At 36.9% G+C, this 17646-nt stretch carries 16 protein-coding genes and 1 pseudogene; 11 read left to right on the top strand and 6 right to left on the bottom strand.

Annotated elements, in window-relative coordinates:
• The first annotated feature begins 275 nt into the window (after window positions 1-275).
• The 3 genes from BWI92_RS28795 (at window position 276) to BWI92_RS01120 (ending at window position 1770) form a co-directional block, all read left to right on the top strand.
• A complete protein-coding gene (locus BWI92_RS28795; RefSeq protein WP_409024740.1) occupies window positions 276-401 on the top strand; it encodes an Mpo1-like protein in 126 nt (41 codons plus the stop codon).
• Window positions 402-451: 50 nt separating this feature from the next.
• Window positions 452-742, top strand: a complete 291-nt coding sequence (locus tag BWI92_RS28580) for an Mpo1-like protein (RefSeq protein ID WP_310588846.1) — start codon at window positions 452-454, stop codon at window positions 740-742.
• A gap of 128 nt (window positions 743-870) precedes the next feature.
• Entirely contained in the window at window positions 871-1770 is a 900-nt protein-coding gene (locus BWI92_RS01120; RefSeq protein WP_095160289.1) for a prohibitin family protein, read from the top strand.
• 99 nt (window positions 1771-1869) lie between these two features.
• Here the strand turns inward: BWI92_RS01120 and BWI92_RS01115 are convergent, their stop codons facing one another.
• A complete protein-coding gene (locus BWI92_RS01115) occupies window positions 1870-3084 on the bottom strand; it encodes a bifunctional 3,4-dihydroxy-2-butanone-4-phosphate synthase/GTP cyclohydrolase II (RefSeq protein WP_095160288.1) in 1215 nt (404 codons plus the stop codon).
• 378 nt (window positions 3085-3462) lie between these two features.
• Between BWI92_RS01115 and BWI92_RS01110 the strand changes: the two genes are divergently transcribed.
• The 3 genes and pseudogenes from BWI92_RS01110 to gldA form a co-directional block, all read left to right on the top strand.
• Entirely contained in the window at window positions 3463-5628 is a 2166-nt protein-coding gene (locus BWI92_RS01110) for a gliding motility-associated C-terminal domain-containing protein (protein ID WP_095160287.1), read from the top strand.
• Between the two features lie 116 nt (window positions 5629-5744).
• Window positions 5745-6080, top strand: coding sequence for a YbaB/EbfC family nucleoid-associated protein (locus BWI92_RS01105; protein WP_095160286.1), 336 nt, complete (start codon window positions 5745-5747; stop codon window positions 6078-6080).
• Between the two features lie 122 nt (window positions 6081-6202).
• Window positions 6203-6859 (top strand): annotated as a pseudogene (gldA, locus tag BWI92_RS01100) (gliding motility-associated ABC transporter ATP-binding subunit GldA); the annotation flags it as partial.
• A gap of 151 nt (window positions 6860-7010) precedes the next feature.
• Here gldA and BWI92_RS01095 read toward each other — a convergent pair.
• Window positions 7011-7787, bottom strand: a complete 777-nt coding sequence (locus tag BWI92_RS01095) for an amidohydrolase (RefSeq protein WP_095160284.1) — start codon at window positions 7785-7787, stop codon at window positions 7011-7013.
• Window positions 7788-8194: 407 nt separating this feature from the next.
• Here BWI92_RS01095 and BWI92_RS01090 point away from each other — a divergent pair, with 407 nt between their 5' ends.
• Together BWI92_RS01090 and BWI92_RS01085 are read left to right on the top strand one after the other, a co-directional pair.
• Window positions 8195-9178 (top strand): pyruvate dehydrogenase complex E1 component subunit beta, encoded by a 984-nt coding sequence (locus BWI92_RS01090; protein WP_095160283.1) that lies wholly within the window; start codon window positions 8195-8197, stop codon window positions 9176-9178.
• Window positions 9179-9535: 357 nt separating this feature from the next.
• Complete coding sequence (locus BWI92_RS01085) at window positions 9536-10450, top strand: hypothetical protein (protein ID WP_141234663.1); 915 nt, start codon at window positions 9536-9538, stop codon at window positions 10448-10450.
• A gap of 169 nt (window positions 10451-10619) precedes the next feature.
• Here BWI92_RS01085 and BWI92_RS01080 read toward each other — a convergent pair whose 3' ends face one another.
• Together BWI92_RS01080 and BWI92_RS01075 are read right to left on the bottom strand one after the other, a co-directional pair.
• Entirely contained in the window at window positions 10620-11360 is a 741-nt protein-coding gene (locus BWI92_RS01080) for a sulfite exporter TauE/SafE family protein (RefSeq protein WP_095160281.1), read from the bottom strand.
• A 358-nt stretch (window positions 11361-11718) separates the two neighbouring features.
• A complete protein-coding gene (locus BWI92_RS01075; RefSeq protein WP_095160280.1) occupies window positions 11719-12099 on the bottom strand; it encodes a winged helix-turn-helix domain-containing protein in 381 nt (126 codons plus the stop codon).
• Between the two features lie 257 nt (window positions 12100-12356).
• Here BWI92_RS01075 and BWI92_RS01070 point away from each other — a divergent pair, with 257 nt between their 5' ends.
• Both BWI92_RS01070 and BWI92_RS01065 read left to right on the top strand, forming a co-directional pair.
• The gene (locus BWI92_RS01070) at window positions 12357-13679 is read left to right on the top strand and encodes an alpha-L-fucosidase (protein ID WP_095160279.1); all 1323 of its coding nucleotides are present in this window, start codon (window positions 12357-12359) and stop codon (window positions 13677-13679) included.
• A 169-nt stretch (window positions 13680-13848) separates the two neighbouring features.
• Window positions 13849-15126, top strand: a complete 1278-nt coding sequence (locus tag BWI92_RS01065; RefSeq protein ID WP_095160278.1) for a DUF2851 family protein — start codon at window positions 13849-13851, stop codon at window positions 15124-15126.
• Here the strand turns inward: BWI92_RS01065 and BWI92_RS01060 are convergent.
• Window positions 15080-16108, bottom strand: a complete 1029-nt coding sequence (locus BWI92_RS01060; RefSeq protein ID WP_095160277.1) for a PAS domain S-box protein — start codon at window positions 16106-16108, stop codon at window positions 15080-15082. The genes BWI92_RS01065 and BWI92_RS01060 overlap by 47 nt on opposite strands.
• Window positions 16109-16285: 177 nt before the next feature.
• Window positions 16286-16837: a hypothetical protein gene (locus BWI92_RS01055; RefSeq protein ID WP_095160276.1), complete on the bottom strand. Its 552-nt coding sequence runs from the start codon at window positions 16835-16837 to the stop codon at window positions 16286-16288.
• Between the two features lie 65 nt (window positions 16838-16902).
• On the opposite strand from BWI92_RS01055, the gene BWI92_RS01050 reads away from it, so the two are divergent.
• The gene (locus BWI92_RS01050) at window positions 16903-17601 is read left to right on the top strand and encodes a fatty acid desaturase (RefSeq protein ID WP_095160275.1); all 699 of its coding nucleotides are present in this window, start codon (window positions 16903-16905) and stop codon (window positions 17599-17601) included.
• Window positions 17602-17646 lie beyond the last annotated feature (45 nt).

The following is a 17646-nucleotide window of genomic DNA, read 5'->3' as shown; positions in this document are numbered from 1 at the left end:
ACCGACTTTTATCGAGTTTTCATCGACAATATTTTTATACTCGGATAGTACGGTTACAATCAGTCATTTATCATAAAACAATCTTCTTAATCTTTTGAATTATTCACTCCTTTGGAGCGACACCTCATTGTTAAGTCATTTTGATTAAACAACATACTCTCATGTTTCTACCCTTTGAATAGTACCATTTTAGTACTAGACAATATTTAAGAAACAAAACCCAAACCATAATTAACTAAGATTGTATCATTTATTCCTAAAATCACTAACACGTTATGAAGACAATTTATCAATGGTTATCAGAGTATGGCGAAAGTCACCAAAACGCCACTAACAAAGCTGTACACTCCATCTGTGTTCCACTCATCTTTTTTAGTATTGTTGGTTTTTCTACAGTATAAAACTACCCTTTTTCAATGTGCTGGGGGTTGAGGGAAATCTGGCTATGTTGATGCTAACTTTTACCACGTTTTATTACTTTGTATTATCCAAATCTCTATCCATTGGGATGTTTGTCTTTTCTCTTATCTGTTTACTTCTCTGTTTAGCTATTGAATCTTCTGGCATTGCACCACTTTGGCAATTTTGTTCTACCATTTTCATTTTTGCTTGGATTGGTCAGTTTTGGGGGCATAAAGTAGAAGGGCGCAAACCTTCCTTTTTCAAAGACTTACAATTTTTAATGATTGGACCAGCTTGGTTGTTAAGTTTTATTTATCAACGTTTTGGCATTACGTTTTAATATCATATAAGTTTTAGACACTCTGGCATTCGCTAATGCCATTCATCATATTCGTGAACAATACAGCACCAAATACGCTTATTTGGTGCTGTATTATTTTATAAACCAATCACTTAAATTTAAAAAACATGATACTGATGATTTTGGGGTTAATGTTGTTCATCGCAGGATATATGTTCAACAGTCCCAATGCTAACCTCCAACGTATAGCTCGTCCACTTTCCATTGCTGGTGTTATCTTTTTTCTTATTGGATTTTCAACCTCTGTGATTCGAAAGGTTGGTACAGGTGAAGTAGGAGTTCCTTCGCTTTTTGGTGAAGTGCAAAACAAGACCTTAGAAAGCGGTTTAAATTTTGTTAATCCACTAGATGAGGTGACAATGTTTGATATTAAAACGCAAAATTATACCATGTCTGCTTCGCATGATGAGGGAGATAAAGAAGGAGACGACGCCATTAGGGTATTGACAGCCGATGGCTTAGAAGTGATTATTGACTTAACGGTACTTTATCGGATAAGTCCTGCACAAGCACCTACTATTTTGAAACAAATTGGCGCTGATTACAAAGACAAAATCATTCGCCCGATTACCCGTACTAAAATTCGTGACAATGCGGTCTATTATGATGCTGTAGCGCTGTATTCGACCAAAAGAGATGAATTTCAAAATCGTATTTTCAAAGCTATTGACATCGATTTGAAGAATCGAGGGATTGTCTTGGAGCAACTTTTGATTCGAAACATAAATTTACCAGCTTCGGTAAAACAAACAATAGAATCAAAAATCAATGCTGAACAGGAAGCACAAAAAATGCAATTTGTCTTACAAAAAGAAAAACAAGAAGCTGAACGTAAGAGAGTTGAGGCACAAGGGATTGCTGATTATCAGAAGATTATTTCGACAGGCTTAAGTGATAAGCAATTGCAGTATGAAGCTATCAAAGCACAAAGAGATTTGTCGTTATCGCCCAATGCCAAAGTGATTATTATGGGAGCCAAAGGAAATACCCCAATTATCTTAAATTAATTTGAAAATAGGCTAATTTGAAGATTTGAAAATGAGTTTTTGATACACTGAAAACAAATTTTCAAATCTTCAAATTGACAAATCTTCAAATTAAGAACACTATCCTTTCAAAATATTATGTCCCATTTTGTCACGCTTGGTTTGCAAATAGCGCTCATTATGTGGGTTTGGTGCAATTTCGATTGCAACAGTTTCTACGATTTCGAGACCATAACCAAAAAGAGCCGCTCGTTTTTTAGGGTTATTCGAAATCAATTTGATTTTGCCAACGCCCAAATCACGTAAAATTTGTGCGCCTACACCATAATCTCTTTCATCCATTTTAAAGCCTAATTCCAAATTAGCCTCCACGGTATCACGACCTTGCTCTTGAAGTTTGTAAGCTTTGAGTTTGTTAATCAAACCAATGCCCCTACCCTCTTGGAACATGTACAGGACTACTCCTTTCCCAGCTTTTTCGACCATTTCCATCGCATTATGAAGCTGTGCACCACAATCACAACGGCATGAGCCAAAGATATCACCTGTTACACATGAGCTATGAACACGCACCAATACGGGTTCGTCTTTTTCCCAAGTACCTTTTACCAAAGCAAGATGACTTTCGCCTGTGTTTAATTGTTTAAAAGCAATTAAGTCAAAATGTCCATGTTCTGTAGGCATATCAACTCCGATTTCACGCTTAATCAAAGATTCTGTTTTTAGGCGATATTCAACCAAATCCTTGATCGTCACAAGTTTCAAATTGAACTTATCTGCCATGCGTCTCAAGTCTGGAAGACGTGCCATGGTACCATCTTCATTCAACACTTCAATTAGTACACCTGAAGGCTTAAAACCAGCCAATTTGGCAAAATCCATTGCAGCTTCTGTGTGCCCAGTACGACGCAAAACACCTTCTTTACGAGCCTTCAACGGAAAAATATGTCCCGGACGACCTAGCTCTTCAGGACGGATATTTTCGTCAACTAATGCCTGAATCGTTTTGGCACGGTCAGGAGCCGAAATACCCGTAGTACAACCATGACCCAATAAGTCTACCGAAACGGTAAATGGCGTCTCGTGCGAGGCTGTATTATTACCAACCATCATTTCGAGACCCAGTTCATTACAACGTTCTTCGGTGAGGGATACACACATTAAACCACGACCTTCACGAATCATAAAATTGACCATTTCGGGAGTGATTGCCTCAGAGGCACAAATCATATCTCCTTCATTTTCACGGTCTTCATCATCAGCAACAATGATTATTTCACCATTTCTGATTGCTTCTATAGCCTCCTCAATACTATCTAATTTAATAGCTGACATCTTATTATTTTTTGGGGCCGAAACAAAAGCATTAGCAGAGTTTCACGTAGTCATAAACAAGTCTTGTTTTTCAAGTAACCTATTTAGAGCTTTATCATTTGAGAATGTTCTTGCCAACACTTTCGTGTCGAATCAATATCATAAATTTGTATTTCATTTAAAACTCCAAAGTTATACTATTTTGTTCCGAGTCAGTGCAGGCTTACTCACAAAGGTGATATTTTTTGTATATTTATCATAAAATCGCACCTCATTCGTTGATAGATTATCTTCCTCTTCTCTCCTATCTATTTACGCTTATATACATAATTAGCATAGTTATTGCTACTACCTTTATTTAATCTTATCCTAAGTTGATTTTTGAAGATATTAACCATTATGATTCATTCATTTACTACATACTTTACTCGAAATATTTTTTTTCTTTTTCTACTGGTAACTTTTAATGAAGTTGCTTTAGGACAATGCCCCAATGCGCCTTTGAGTGATGACAGAGGTGTTTTTTCTATCAATAATATTGATACTGACCCTGTAAACTCGGATGGCGATAACAACCCCATAGCAGTCAATAATATACCCTTGAAAGTATGCCCGCAACAAACACTTACCTTAAAAGATTTAGTAAGTGGTGGGCAATCACGTTCTTTTGAAATTACTCAAAACGCAACCGTCCTTTCTACCTCTAATGCAATTGCGGTACCAAGTACTAGCAACTCTATCACAACTACAGCGCCAGCCACGCCAGGCATATATTTTATCAAAAGTTTTGGTAGTAACAACGGGACAGGCTATTATGCATGTCAGGTTATTCAGGTCGTAGACTTGGAGAAACCCAAATACACCGTAAAAATGTGTGATGTTGCTGGTACATCACAAAAAGAAGTTACGATTGTTTTGCTCGATGAACCATCAAATAAGTTGATTGATTCTTATACTTATTCTGTTACTCCGCTGGGAAGTGTACCAAGAGGTACTACACGTTCTGGTATAAACAGTTACCCCTACTCAATCCCACTAACTATAAGTAGCGGCTTTCAATCTTATGATTTAGAAATATCTGGAACAAATAAAGTGGGCGGTTGTGTAAAATCAGACTCAAGAACCCTCACCACCGTCTCAACACCACTTCCACCTCTGTTGGGTGAAATTATACTTGGAAGTACAACAAACGCTTCAGAGGTTACATTAAATACATTTGCCACAGCGGATATTGAACATAAAATTTGGATGCGTGACCCTGCTGTTCAATCTACTTACAATACTTCAGGAACACCCGCTTTAACGTATACTCCAACTGCTACAGCTTTTGCAATCAAGAACTTAACCGTTCCTGACCCTACCAAGCAATATTGCTTTAAAGTAAATGCCTTTGACGTATGCAATGAAAAGACTGTTGAAAGTACCAACGAAATTTGTACCACACCACTCAGGGGCGATACCAAGCAAGGAGGTAACACCATTATTTGGTCAGTAGCACAAGGTAACCTACTTGGCAACACTTTTCGTTCATACGATGTATTCAAAGTAGATGCATCTGGCACTGAATCACTTGTAAAGAACATTACGAGTATTGGTAGTAATTTGTATGATGATACAGATGTTATTTGTGGAGAAGAATACACCTATAAGGTCGTAACTAATTACCAATTCAAATCCATTTCCAATTTACTAAAACTAAAAAACACTTCCGTTCCTCCAACGCCTCTAGGTAAATTAGGTAGTACCGTCATTGGTGGACAATCGATTCGAATAACGTCTTTGGAAAAAGAAGGAAATGATTTACCAACATTCACGGCTTTTAACTACTACCGTGCCAACAGCATCAATGGCAATTATACTAAAGTACATTCGGGTACGAGTGCTTTTTGGGATGACACTTCGGTCAATCCAAGTGCTCAGCAGTATTGTTTCTATATGACATGGACAGGTGGCTGTGGCGAGTCTCAGCCGTCCTCTAAGATTTGCCCCATTTTTGCTCAAATGCAAGGCTCTTCATTGATTTGGTCTCCCGAAAGCTCTTTTACAGATCCTATCACAGAATATAAAGTTTTCAGAGTAAACCCCAGTACAGGGCTTCCTATTAATACCTCAGGGTCTGGTTTGCCTTATACAAGCACAAGAAATTCACTCAACCTTTCTACTTTAAACATTCCTGAAGCAGAGGGACAAACCATTTATTTAGCGATTGAGGGCTATCCGACTAGCTATCCTCCTACTACACTTTCTAACTATATAGAATATCAACGTCCTTCGTTGGCGCTTTCAGCACAGGCATTTACGCCTAATGGCGATGGGCTCAATGATACCTTCTATATTCAAGGTCGATTTATAAAGGCTACAAAAATGTCTATTTTTGACCGTTGGGGTAATTTGATTTCATTTATAGAAAACACCAACTATCAAAGTAATTCACAGTTAGGTTGGGACGGAACAAGTTCAAATGGCAATAAAGTACCAGCAGGAAGTTATGTCTTTCAGATTCAAGTCGAAGACCTTTCTGGCAATATCATCACTAAAGAAGGAAGTATTGTGGTAGTTTACTAAGTGGTTTCATTTAGTAACGTTTTTGGTGACTTGAGGGAAGAATTGTAACTTGCAAGTCCAAATGAGCATGGGCTCATGAACCAATTTTTGATTATCCAAAACAAAGCAAATAAGTTATGTTCGACATGATGGGAATGCTTGGAAAGGTCAAAGACCTTCAAGCAAAAATGAAAGAAGCACAAGAAACATTGGGAACAATCGTTGAAACTGGTGAAGCTGGTGGTGGTATGGTAAAGGTAACCATCAACGGGAAAAAGCAATTGCTAAATGTTGAAATCGATGAAGATTTATTAAAACCTTCTGACCGTGAAGTGGTACAAGATTTGATTGTAGCAGCTACTAACATTGCCATGGGTAATATCGAAGGCAAAATCAAAGAGCACCTACAACAAGCCACTAATGGACTTCTTCCAAATATCCCAGGCTTGGATTTAGGAGGAATGTTTTCATAAAACATGCAATAAATGAGTGGTTGATTAGTATGTAGAATCAAGATCTGTACTAGTCATTTTACCTAAATTTTTTGTGAATAAATTCACAAAAACACTCATCAATCATTCAACAATACGCTAGAATGTCTATCAAAATTCAAAATCTTACCAAAATTTACGGGCAGCAAAAAGCTGTTGACAATATTTCTTTTGAGGTTAATCAAGGTGAAATTGTTGGTTTTCTCGGACCTAATGGTGCAGGAAAATCCACTACCATGAAAATCGCGACTTGTTATATACCTGCCACTGAAGGTTCTGTAGAAGTATGTGGTTATGATGTACAAAAGTCGTCAAAAGAAGTGCGTAGAAATATTGGTTACCTCCCTGAGCACAATCCACTTTATTTGGATATGTATGTCAAGGAATTTTTGAGTTTTATTGGGGGCATTTACCAAATCAAAGGCCATCAACTGACGCGCAGAATTGAAGAGGTGATTGAGTTGGTGGGTTTACAAATTGAGCAAAAGAAAAAAATTGGTCAGCTTTCAAAAGGCTACCGTCAGCGTGTAGGGTTAGCCCAAGCCTTGATCCATGACCCAAAAGTTTTGATTTTAGATGAGCCTACAACAGGTCTCGATCCCAATCAGCTCGTTGAGATTCGTCAGGTTATCAAAAATATTGGAAAAGAAAAAACAGTGGTATTCTCTACACACATTATGCAAGAGGTAGAGGCTATCTGTGACAGAGTCGTGATTATCAACAAGGGTAAAATCGTAGAGAACCAAGCACTATCGACATTGGTACAAAACGGACAATCGTTAGAGGATACTTTCCGTAAATTAACGGTTTAGGAAGGTTAAAACCTTCAGGGTAGCCTAATTTAGTAATTGAGTGATTTAGTGATTATGTTCAATCACTAAATCACTCAAATAAAGATGATACATCTTTATTTTAATCAAATATTTCAAACTTGTCAGCATCCAAATAGGCTGGAAATTGCGTTCTAAATGCATTCAAATCATCTTTTGGAAGTATAATCGTTACAACAGCTTCTTCATTACTTTTTTCAAAAAGATATTCTCCTTTAAAATTAAGCACCGCCGAATCTCCCGAAAAAGCATAATCATTTCCATCTTTCCCCACTCGATTTACCCCAACTACATAGCTTTGATTTTCGATGGCACGAGCTACAAGCAAAGATTTCCAAGGATAAGCCCTCGCAGCAGGCCAATTGGCAACATATATCAGCACATCATATTCCTGAGCAACATTGCGCGACCATACAGGAAAACGTAAATCGTAGCAAATCAAAGGACAAATCTTCCAGCCTTTTAGCGTGGCTACTAATCGTTTGTTACCTCCTTCATAGTGGTTATGTTCGTTGCCCATTCTAAACAAATGACGCTTATCATAGGTCTGAAATTGTCCGTCAGGTTGCATCCAAATCATACGATTAAAGACCTTCTCGCCCTCCCGAATCATCACGCTACCCAAAATCACAGCTTTTGTTTGAGCAGCTTGTTGTTTCATCCACTTGAAGGTGGTCAAATTCATGGGTTCTGCAAGCGTTGTATTCATCGAAAAAGCTGTGCTAAACATTTCTGGCAATACAATCAAATCGGTTTCCTCCTCTATTTGTGCTATCTTTTCTTCTAGCATAGCCAAATTCGCTATGGGATTTTCCCAATATAGTTCTGTTTGTATAAGCGTAACTTTAAGGTCTTGCATTTTCTTCTTAGATTTGGAATGGAAACTCTCTTGTTCTTTTTTCCGTTGTATTTTCATTTAAAAAGCCCTCAAATTTACAGGAAGTAAACTTTTGTGATGACAATATTGCGGAATACTTTTATGGTAAATGAGTAAAAATATCTATTTTTTGGTTTTATTAAATAGCAGATTTTAATATCCATACGTCAGTTTTAGGGCATAAAAGCGACTTTTCTGAAAATAAGTGTTTTCAAAAACTAACAAATATCAGCTATTTGAGGTTTCTTGAATAATGTTACTGGCTTAGTTGCTAAACCCGCTTGTCTGTTCCAATATTCTTGCCTAATTTTACAGACGGTTTTTTAATATAACAAGAATCTAATTTTTAACGCATAGCGTCCTAAATATCCTAGAATTATCTTAAACAAATGAGAGAAATACAATTCAGAGAGGCTCTTCGTGAAGCCATGAACGAAGAAATGCGTCGTGACCAATCAGTTTTTTTACTGGGAGAAGAAGTAGCCGAATACAATGGTGCTTATAAAGTTTCGCAAGGAATGTTGGATGAATTCGGTCCAGACCGAGTAATTGACACGCCAATTGCCGAGCTAGGTTTTGCAGGGATCGCTGTAGGTGCTGCCGCTAATGGTTTGCGTCCTATCGTTGAATTCATGACATTCAACTTCTCATTGGTAGCTATTGACCAAATTATCAACTCTGCTGCCAAAATGATGTCAATGTCAGGTGGTCAGTATTCTTGTCCAATGGTTTTCCGTGGACCTACAGGTAATGCTGGTCAGTTGTCTTCACAACACTCTTCAAACTTCGAAAACTGGTTTGCTAACACGCCAGGTTTGAAAGTAGTTGTGCCTTCTAACCCTGCTGATGCAAAAGGACTTTTGAAAGCTTCTATTCGTGATAATGACCCTGTTATTTTCATGGAGTCTGAATTGATGTACGGTGACAAAGGACTTGTTCCAGATGGCGAATATCTTATTCCTATCGGAAAAGCAAACATTGTGAAAGAAGGTACTGATGTTACAATTGTAACTTTCGGTAAAATGTTGCCACGTGTAGTTATGCCAGCAGTTGCTGAATTAACTAAAATGGGTATCAATGCTGAAGTAATCGACTTGAGAACTGTTCGTCCTATCGATTATGAAACAGTTCTTGCTTCTGTGAAGAGAACCAACCGTTGTGTAGTAGTTGAAGAAGCTAACCCTATTGCTGCTCTTTCTTCTGAGATTGCTTACAATATTCAACGTTGGGCATTTGATTATATGGATGCTCCAGTAATCCGTGTAAACTCAAAAGACTTACCTCTTCCATATGCACCAACGCTTATCGATGAGATTTTGCCAAGCGTTCAACGTACAGTTGATGCAGTAAAGGCAGTACTTTATAGAAACTAATTCCTAAGGATAAAATTAAGTTCGGTAATTAATTTCATTAGCTGAATTTTTATTCATAGAATTTTCAAAAAAAATCTTAGTCTTCTCAGGCTAAGATTTTTTTTGTTTTAGTGCTATTATAATTATATGTAACAACAGATACCGTTCTGCACCTATAACTAATTTTCATTCACTCATAATTATTTAATACTCTCATACAAAACTACTTTATCATGTTCAACAGACTCTCTATCAATAAAGTGCAAATTTTAAAATATGATTTATATCAATCATAACCATTTTTGAGCACTAATGTATTTGGAATAGTGATTTCCAATGTCTATTTTAGAGTTACAAAGCCCATAAAATTTTATACTCATGAAAAATCACTATCTATTTATTATTCTGCTATCCTCCGTCTTTTTGTTTACACAATGTAGCGAAGACCTATCGATGGAGCCATCGAGCCCTGAACACAATGGTCTCAAAATTGACCTAAGCTCAATATACAGAGGTGTGTATCTCGACAGTTTGAAGTATATTGTCGGCGATCAAGGTAAAGAAAACGCTTTACTCCAATGGTGTCAATACAACAATTTTACCACGGTTACTTGCTATGATTTGTACACCTTATTAGCAACATCTGCGGGGTACCCTAAAGTGGCGGCATTCATTCGTAAAGCACGTACACAATATGGCATTACTACCGTTACCGCCTGCATGGGCTCAGCAAATGCCTTTGCAACTATCATCAGTAATTATAATACGAATCGTACGGATACCCTTGAAAAATTTGATTATGCCAACTTAGAACTTGAATGGTGGAATAAAGCTGCAACCTTTAAAAACTACCTTAAAGAATTACAAGGAATTAATGCTTGGGGAGATGCTCAAACAAAGCCAATACCTACAGAAACATACATAGGTTGGTTTCAAAATCCTACGGGTCAGGAGTTGACGCAGGCAACAGGGATAGTTTCAAATACAGACCGAATATTGGTACACGATTACCAAACAACTCCTACATTTAGCTATATGAAAAGCCGTTTACAATGGTTAGGGAGAGCGGCTAAAGCGCAAAATAAGATACAGAAAATTATATTCTTGTTTAGTGCTGAACCAACATTCTCATTCAACTATTTTGTCAATAACAGCTTTGATAACACCTACTTAAAAGTACTAAGTGAATATCAAGCTGCTTCGTTCACAGGAAAAGAAAATCTTGAGATTATTGGTTATCAAATTTTTGCTCAGTCAGAAGGACGTGCCGCACGACCAATGATGATTCAGTAGAATTTGAGTATCAATGCTGAATGGTGAGTGGTGAATTGTGAATATAAATTTTTAATTATCAATATTTCACATTTAGGGCAATTTCAACTCTTAAGATAAGATACTGATAAATAACACTTTACATTCATAATTCACCATTCACAATTCACAATTCAAAACTCACAACTATCTAGGTAAATATAAGCTTCAAACAAGCAATCACTAGCCCTAGTGCCAACATATAACGTAGCGTTGGTATGTTGAAGCGATGACTTCCATAATACGCCCCAATCGTCCCTCCTACGACAGTTGCCATCACTGCATAAATCAAATCAGGCTGAATTACCAACGTTCCTTTTGAGATAGCTCCAATTAGCCCAGAAACGGAGTTGACAAAGATAAATAATGCCGACACAGCAGCCGTCTGCTTGAGTGTTGCCCAGCCCATTACCAGCATTACTGGACTGAGGATAATGCCTCCGCCAATACCAATCATTCCAGATAAAAGTCCAATAGCTGCACCAGTCAACAAGGCGCCAAACAATGGGATTTCCTTTACCTCATGCTCAGATTTTTCGAATTTCACTAGCATTCTTACAATTGAGATAAGAATACATACGGCTAAGATTTTTTTATAGATACTATCAGGAAGTGTATAAGTTGCCCCTAAAAATGACATTGGGATACTGGCAACAGCGAAAGGCCAAAAAAGCTTAATTTTGAAATGACCCGCACGATAGAAACCAATAAAAGAAAACAATGACACTGCCAAATTCATAATCAGTGCAGAGGATTTCATCAATGCTGGAGCAAAACCCAACAATGCCATCACAGCAAGATACCCACTCGCCCCACCATGCCCTACCGAAGCATATAAAAAAGCCACTGTTGCCAGCATCGCCAGCATTAAGATCATTTGGGAAATATCCATGAGTTAAATTAAGTTAGTGGGCAAAATAAAAATTAATTTTTGTGCCTATGGCTTTCAGGTATCAGCTTTCGGCGATGAGCTTTGGAAAAAAGCATGGCTCTGGGTAATAAAAAACATTTTTACACTCTTTGCCTTGTGCCTGTTGCCTTATGCCTTCAACAAAAAACTTAAATCTTTTTCTGCACGATTACTTAAGTGTTGTAAATGCTTTATATCCTCGCCAAAAATAGGTAGCCCTGAGTTTTGTAGAAATATTTTATAAATTCTTTAGAGATACCTTTTCGTTATTTTTGTAAAAATATAGCGTACGAATTGAAAAGACAATACATAGCGAAGCATAAAAGAAAAATGAGATTATTTAAACGATTCCCAAGGTGTGAGTTTTTTGATTAAAAGCTTTAGATTCTTGTTCCAAAAACTCAATAAACCTTGCTTGCAAGTCTTTGTATTCAGCAATGGCTTTTATGCCTTCTTCTGTGACTACTGCCCCTCCGCCTCTTTTTCCTCCAACTTGAGTAATCACAAATGGCTTTGCAGACTGAACATTCATCGAATTAATCAATTCCCATGCTCTTTTGTAAGACATATTCATGGCTTTTGCTGCTTGTGAAATGGAGCCATGTTCGATGATCAATTCCATCAACTGGATTCTTCCTTTTCCTAAAAATCGGTCGGTACCATCAGATTTTTCAATCCAAACAGCCCCCACAACCTGATAAGATTTTGTATCTAAACTCATATATTGAGATAAATGAAATTTATATAAAAGTAATAGAGATAGGTAGCAAAGTATCTATCTCTGTACAATAGGTATCAAAATAATGGGCAGAAATAGGCACAAGTCTTTAGACGTACCACACAAGACATCAATTAATAATCAAAACAAAGGTCTATTCCACGTCATTTATTACCCATACTTATCCATAAATGTATGGGTATTTTCCGATAAAAATATCTTTTAAAAACACCAAATTATCTTTACAAACTATTATAAAAATGAAAAAAATTACAACTGCTTTACTGTGTTGTTTTCTAGCAGCGACATCCATTTTTGCACAAAAATATGTGCCTACTCCCGAAAATCTCAAAGCTCGCCAAGCATTTGATGAAGCCCGCTTTGGAATGTTCATCCACTGGGGCTCATCAAGTGTTTTGGGCGATGGTGAATGGGTTATGAACAACAAAAATATCAAAATAAAAGATTATCAAAGACTTCAAAGAGCTTTTAATCCAGTTGATTTTGATGCAAAAACATGGGTCGGTATCGCCAAAAACGCTGGTATGAAATATATTACCCTCATTACTCGCCACCATGATGGCTTTAGTAATTTTCATACGCAATATTCTGACTGGGGCATTGCAAACACCCCTTTTAAAAGAGATATTGTAAAAGAAATCGCTGACGAATGCCATAAGCAGGGCATCAAAATATGTTTTTATTATTCGCTATTAGATTGGTATCGCACCGATTATCCTTACGAAACTGGTAAAACAGGCAAAGGCACAGGACGTACCGAAAAAAGTAACTATGTCAGCTATTTGCAGTTTATGAAAAATCAACTAACTGAATTACTTACCAAGTATGGAGAGGTATCGACCATCTGGTTTGATGGACACTGGGACCAATTAGACAACGATCATGATAAAACTTTACAATCTAAAATAGACTGGAAATACGATGAAATTTATTCACTGATACACAAACTTCAACCACAATGTTTGATTGGCAACAACCACCATTTGTTACCAATTGATGGTGAAGATTTCCAGATGTTTGAGCGTGATCTTCCTGGCGAAAACAAATCGGGTTTATCGGGACAAGAAATTGGTAAATTACCTCTCGAAACCTGCGAAACACTCAATGGCTCATGGGGATATAATATCAAAGATAACAGTTACAAAACGCCAAAAGAATTAGTTGATTACTTGGTAAGAGCAGCAGGCTATGGTGCCAACTTTTTGTTGAATGTTGGACCAATGCCAAATGGCGAAATACAACCAGAATTTGTCGAAAGATTAGCCAAGGTAGGTGATTTCATGAAAGTATATGGCTCGACGATTTATGGCACACAAGGTGGCTTTGTTCGTCCGCAAGATTGGGGAGCTGTAACCGAAAAAGGCAATAAAATTTATCTTCATTTATTAAAACAAAAAGAAGATAAATGGATGATTAAAATACCTGTAGCATTCAAAACGGCTAAATATTTTAAGTCTGGTACACCAGTGAAGCTCCAAAAATTAGATAACAACTTCGTTGTTTTTGATATTAATCCAGCTCAAAGAGATGAATTAGACACGGTGATTGAGTTGGAAAAATAAAATTACCTTATCACATTTAAGCGTTTGATTTTATAGGGAATGGTGTTTTACACACCATTCCCTATTTTTTAACACAATTAGAGAAAGTATTGCAAAAAGTAGAGCATTTTGATAGATTTTTTTATTTTTACTACAAACTTTTAGTTCTTAATCTATCAAACACCTCATTATGATGCAAGAAGCCTTTTTACACCATGTTTGGCAATTCCAGAAATTCAGTAGCCTTTCTTTAGTAAGCACACAAGCAGAACCAATTCAAGTATTGAAAGTGGGCTATCACAACACTCACGCTGGAGCGGATTTCTTAGAAGCGCATATCCAAATTGGTGTTGTCGAATGGATAGGAAGTGTGGAAATACACCTTAAATCTTCGGACTGGGAACAGCATACACATCAGCATGATCAGTCGTATGGCAATGTTATTTTACACGTAGTTTGGGAAAATGACCGTGAGGTATATCGCCACGATGGCACCATAATGCCCACTTTGGTTGTAAAAGACCTCATTGATGTGCGTTTGTTACAATCCTATTCAGCTTTTATGGCAAGACCCACTCAAATTCTCTGTCAGGGACAATTTGAAGAAGTTCCTTTTATCCGAAAACTAGGAATGCTAGATAAAGCCTTGTTACTGAGACTTGAAAAGAAAGCTCATCATATTATGGAGCTTTTTGCTAAGTGTAATCAAGATTGGGAAGATGTAGCTTATCGATTACTGGCTAAAAACTTTGGCTTTGTGGTCAATGCCGAACCTTTTATGAGATTAGCCGAAAATTTACCCCTCAAATGTATTCATAAGCATCGAGATAACCTTTTTCAGATAGAAGCCATGGTATTTGGGGTAGCAGGTTTACTCGAAGTAATCGAGGAAAATGATGATTATCAACGAAGTTTGAAGCAGGAATTCAAATTTTTGTCGGCCAAGTATCAACTCAAACCTGTGATTGAGAGTCATGAATGGAAGTTTTTGAGAATGCGACCTGCCAATTTCCCGACCGTTAGGTTAGCGCAATGGGCAGCCTTAATTGGGAAAAATGCGAATCTTTTTTCCTTAATGATCTACTTTAAAGATACCCAAACTATAGAATCACTTTTCAGTATCAACACTTCTCCTTATTGGGAAAATCATTATCGCTTTGGAAAATCTACTGAAACAAGAGTAAAAAGTTTTGGAAAAAGTTCTTTTGAAAATATCCTTATCAATACCGTTGTACCATTGATGGCAGGATATGGCAGATATAAAAACGAGCCAATATTAGTCGATAAAGCTATCGCTATGTTGGAAGAAATTAAACCCGAGAAAAACCACATTTTAGCTATTTGGCAAGAGTTACACTTACCAATCAAAAATGCGGCTGACTCGCAGGGAGCTTTGGAATGGATGAAAAGTTTTTGCCATACTAAGCGCTGTCTCTCGTGTGAAGTTGGCTTATTTCTTCTTCGCTAGATTCGAGAGCTCTTGATTTAAGTACCGTCTCACGAATAATATCATCTAATTGTTGAGCACTAATTTTAAGCATTTCGACCAATACTTGAATACTAGGTGGAATAATTTCATTTTCTAACAAATCCACAGCCCCGAGGATATTAGCCACAGGATGCCTGATTACATGTGATTGGGTATAGGCAATCTCTTTGAGTTTCCTATTTTGATCAATGATTATCTGCTCACGCTCTTTTACTTTACTTATATCTTGAATAATTGACCAAATACGAGGTTTGCCATGTTTATCAATAACAAGTCTTCCATTTAATAGAATCGGAATGGTATGTCCATCTTTATGGATATATTCTTTCTCATAAGGGCCATAACTTCCTAAGTTATGCAAACCCCTAAGCTGTTCTTGTTCCTGTTCTTGATAAGATTGAGGAGTTAAAGTCCAATAGTCTATCTTCAAAAGCTCTGACTTAGAGTATCCTGTCATGTTAGATAAGGCGGTATTTACTTCCAGAAAATGCCCGTCCATCGAATTCACGGCAATACCTACAGGCGATAACTCAAAAAGGCTACTATATTTATTTTGATGTTCAAGCAACAAAGCATTCATGTTGATAGTTTGCTCGTTTAACTCCTCCACATGGGTGATATCGTGTCCTATACAAAGAATCTCCAGAGGTTCTTTGTTGTCATTTAATTGTAGTGAAAATTCCCATTGTGTCCAAAGAAAACTATTGGCAATATGAGGTTTTCGCAATACTACAGGAAAGGGCTTTTCAGGCTCAGCAAAACATAGCTGAATCACCTCAGCACATTTTTGATGATCATCAATATAGACCGTATCAAGACTAAATACCCCCACCAAATTTTTACCTAAGTACTCAAATCGTTTTTGAAAATATGGTGATACATATGTAATAAAACCCTCTAGGTCTATTTTTACCATGTACAGATAGTTAGAGTTTTTAATAGCATCAACAATGTTAGACATAATATTTCATGTGTTAGTTCTGGTCTTCTATCAAGATAGAAGTGTAAGGCAATTATAATTCATCAATAACATTAGCGGTAGTTTGAAGCTGAGTTGGGAGTGATTTGTTTTTATAAAAATAAATCTTTCTAACAAATAGTAATACAACCACACTCATTTTCGTGTGAAATATACTAATTAATCAAATTTTTTAGGCAATTTTAGCTCCTTCGCATAGTAAGCGGTAGCATATTCGTAATTGTACTTTAAAAGAAGATTAAGATTTTCCAGAAAATCAAACTGTTCGTCGGGGTGTAACTTCTCTACTTTTTTAACTACAGCCTCTGTTCGTTTGGCTAAATACTGCAACAATGCATCTGCATAAGAACTGTATTTTTCAACAATGTAAGTATTGTGTTCAAAGCATCCTTTGATAAGGGCAATGGTAAGCTCTACTTCCCCGTATTTATCTTTTGTAATTTTTAGATGTCGTGTAATGGCGCTGCTCATTTTTCTAACTTCATAAAGCAATGCTTTTGGAGAAGTTATGTAAGAATGATACATCATTTCGAAGGCTTCATGTAAATCTGTCCTGCGTTCTTGCAAGGTTTCTCCTGCTTCTAGTAATTCAAACTCGAATTTTTCAATCAATAACTTATCTTTTCCAATCAAGCGAATCAAAAGTTTGTCTTTTTCCTTTTGGGGTAAATCAAGAATAGCTTGCTGGAGATTTTTTTCAATTTTAGCCATGAAAATACAATTAACTTTACATTTGATGTTTGTAACAAAGTTATAGTCTTACTTGTTTAACCCATATGAACTCACTCAAAAATTATAAAGGTTTATATTATGCCGCACTGATTTTACTCTTGTGGGGTGCAAATCTTTGGTATTTCCTACATTATTCGGTTCGTTTCGATGATCCTTTAATTTATTTGGGACTATTGATACAAACGCACCTCTACACGGGTGTATTTATCACTGCACACGATGCCATTCATGGTGTGGTAATGCCTCATCGCCCAAAGGTTAATTATATGATAGGCTGGCTTTGTGCTACGTTGTTTGCCTTCAATAATTACAACAAACTGAGCTCGAAACATCACTTGCATCACAAGCATTCGGCGAGTGAACAAGATCCAGATTATTATGCAGGTAATTTTTTTAGATGGTATCTTAAGTTTGCCTTAGAATATGTTACAATATGGCAAATTATTCTGATGGCGGTTACCTATAATTTACTCAAATTAGTATTCCCGATGTGGAATCTAATCCTGTTTTGGGAAGTACCTGCTATTTTGAGCACTTTGCAGTTATTTTATTTTGGCACATACCTACCACATAGAGGTGAACATGACCCAAGCGATAAACATAAAGCCCGTAGTCAAGGCTTAAACCATTGGATTGCCTTTTTCACTTGCTACTTTTTTGGATACCATCATGAGCATCATGCTTATCCCTATTTGCCTTGGTGGAAATTGGCAGAAGCCAAAGAAAAGACTGAATCCAAGTAGCTGATTCATCCTTGATTGAGTGATTATCCTCTAATTCCAATTTCA

Source organism: Flectobacillus sp. BAB-3569, assembly GCF_002270355.1.
Classification (GTDB): domain Bacteria; phylum Bacteroidota; class Bacteroidia; order Cytophagales; family Spirosomataceae; genus Flectobacillus; species Flectobacillus roseus.
The sequence above is the reverse complement of the archived record's forward strand: the minus strand, read 5'-3'. Positions and strand labels throughout refer to the sequence as shown.

Coding starts and splice junctions, on each gene's coding strand:
- BWI92_RS01055 (WP_095160276.1), bottom strand. CDS start 16,837: ATGGCTAAAATTGAAAAAAATCTCCAGCAAGCTATTCTTGATTTACCC.
- BWI92_RS01080 (WP_095160281.1), bottom strand. CDS start 11,360: ATGGATATTTCCCAAATGATCTTAATGCTGGCGATGCTGGCAACAGTG.
- BWI92_RS28580 (WP_310588846.1), top strand. CDS start 452: ATGCTAACTTTTACCACGTTTTATTACTTTGTATTATCCAAATCTCTA.
- BWI92_RS01095 (WP_095160284.1), bottom strand. CDS start 7,787: ATGCAAGACCTTAAAGTTACGCTTATACAAACAGAACTATATTGGGAA.
- BWI92_RS01115 (WP_095160288.1), bottom strand. CDS start 3,084: ATGTCAGCTATTAAATTAGATAGTATTGAGGAGGCTATAGAAGCAATC.
- BWI92_RS01120 (WP_095160289.1), top strand. CDS start 871: ATGATACTGATGATTTTGGGGTTAATGTTGTTCATCGCAGGATATATG.
- BWI92_RS01070 (WP_095160279.1), top strand. CDS start 12,357: ATGAAAAAAATTACAACTGCTTTACTGTGTTGTTTTCTAGCAGCGACA.
- BWI92_RS01085 (WP_141234663.1), top strand. CDS start 9,536: ATGAAAAATCACTATCTATTTATTATTCTGCTATCCTCCGTCTTTTTG.
- BWI92_RS01090 (WP_095160283.1), top strand. CDS start 8,195: ATGAGAGAAATACAATTCAGAGAGGCTCTTCGTGAAGCCATGAACGAA.
- BWI92_RS01105 (WP_095160286.1), top strand. CDS start 5,745: ATGTTCGACATGATGGGAATGCTTGGAAAGGTCAAAGACCTTCAAGCA.
- BWI92_RS01050 (WP_095160275.1), top strand. CDS start 16,903: ATGAACTCACTCAAAAATTATAAAGGTTTATATTATGCCGCACTGATT.
- BWI92_RS01075 (WP_095160280.1), bottom strand. CDS start 12,099: ATGAGTTTAGATACAAAATCTTATCAGGTTGTGGGGGCTGTTTGGATT.
- BWI92_RS01060 (WP_095160277.1), bottom strand. CDS start 16,108: ATGTCTAACATTGTTGATGCTATTAAAAACTCTAACTATCTGTACATG.
- BWI92_RS01065 (WP_095160278.1), top strand. CDS start 13,849: ATGATGCAAGAAGCCTTTTTACACCATGTTTGGCAATTCCAGAAATTC.
- BWI92_RS01110 (WP_095160287.1), top strand. CDS start 3,463: ATGATTCATTCATTTACTACATACTTTACTCGAAATATTTTTTTTCTT.
- BWI92_RS28795 (WP_409024740.1), top strand. CDS start 276: ATGAAGACAATTTATCAATGGTTATCAGAGTATGGCGAAAGTCACCAA.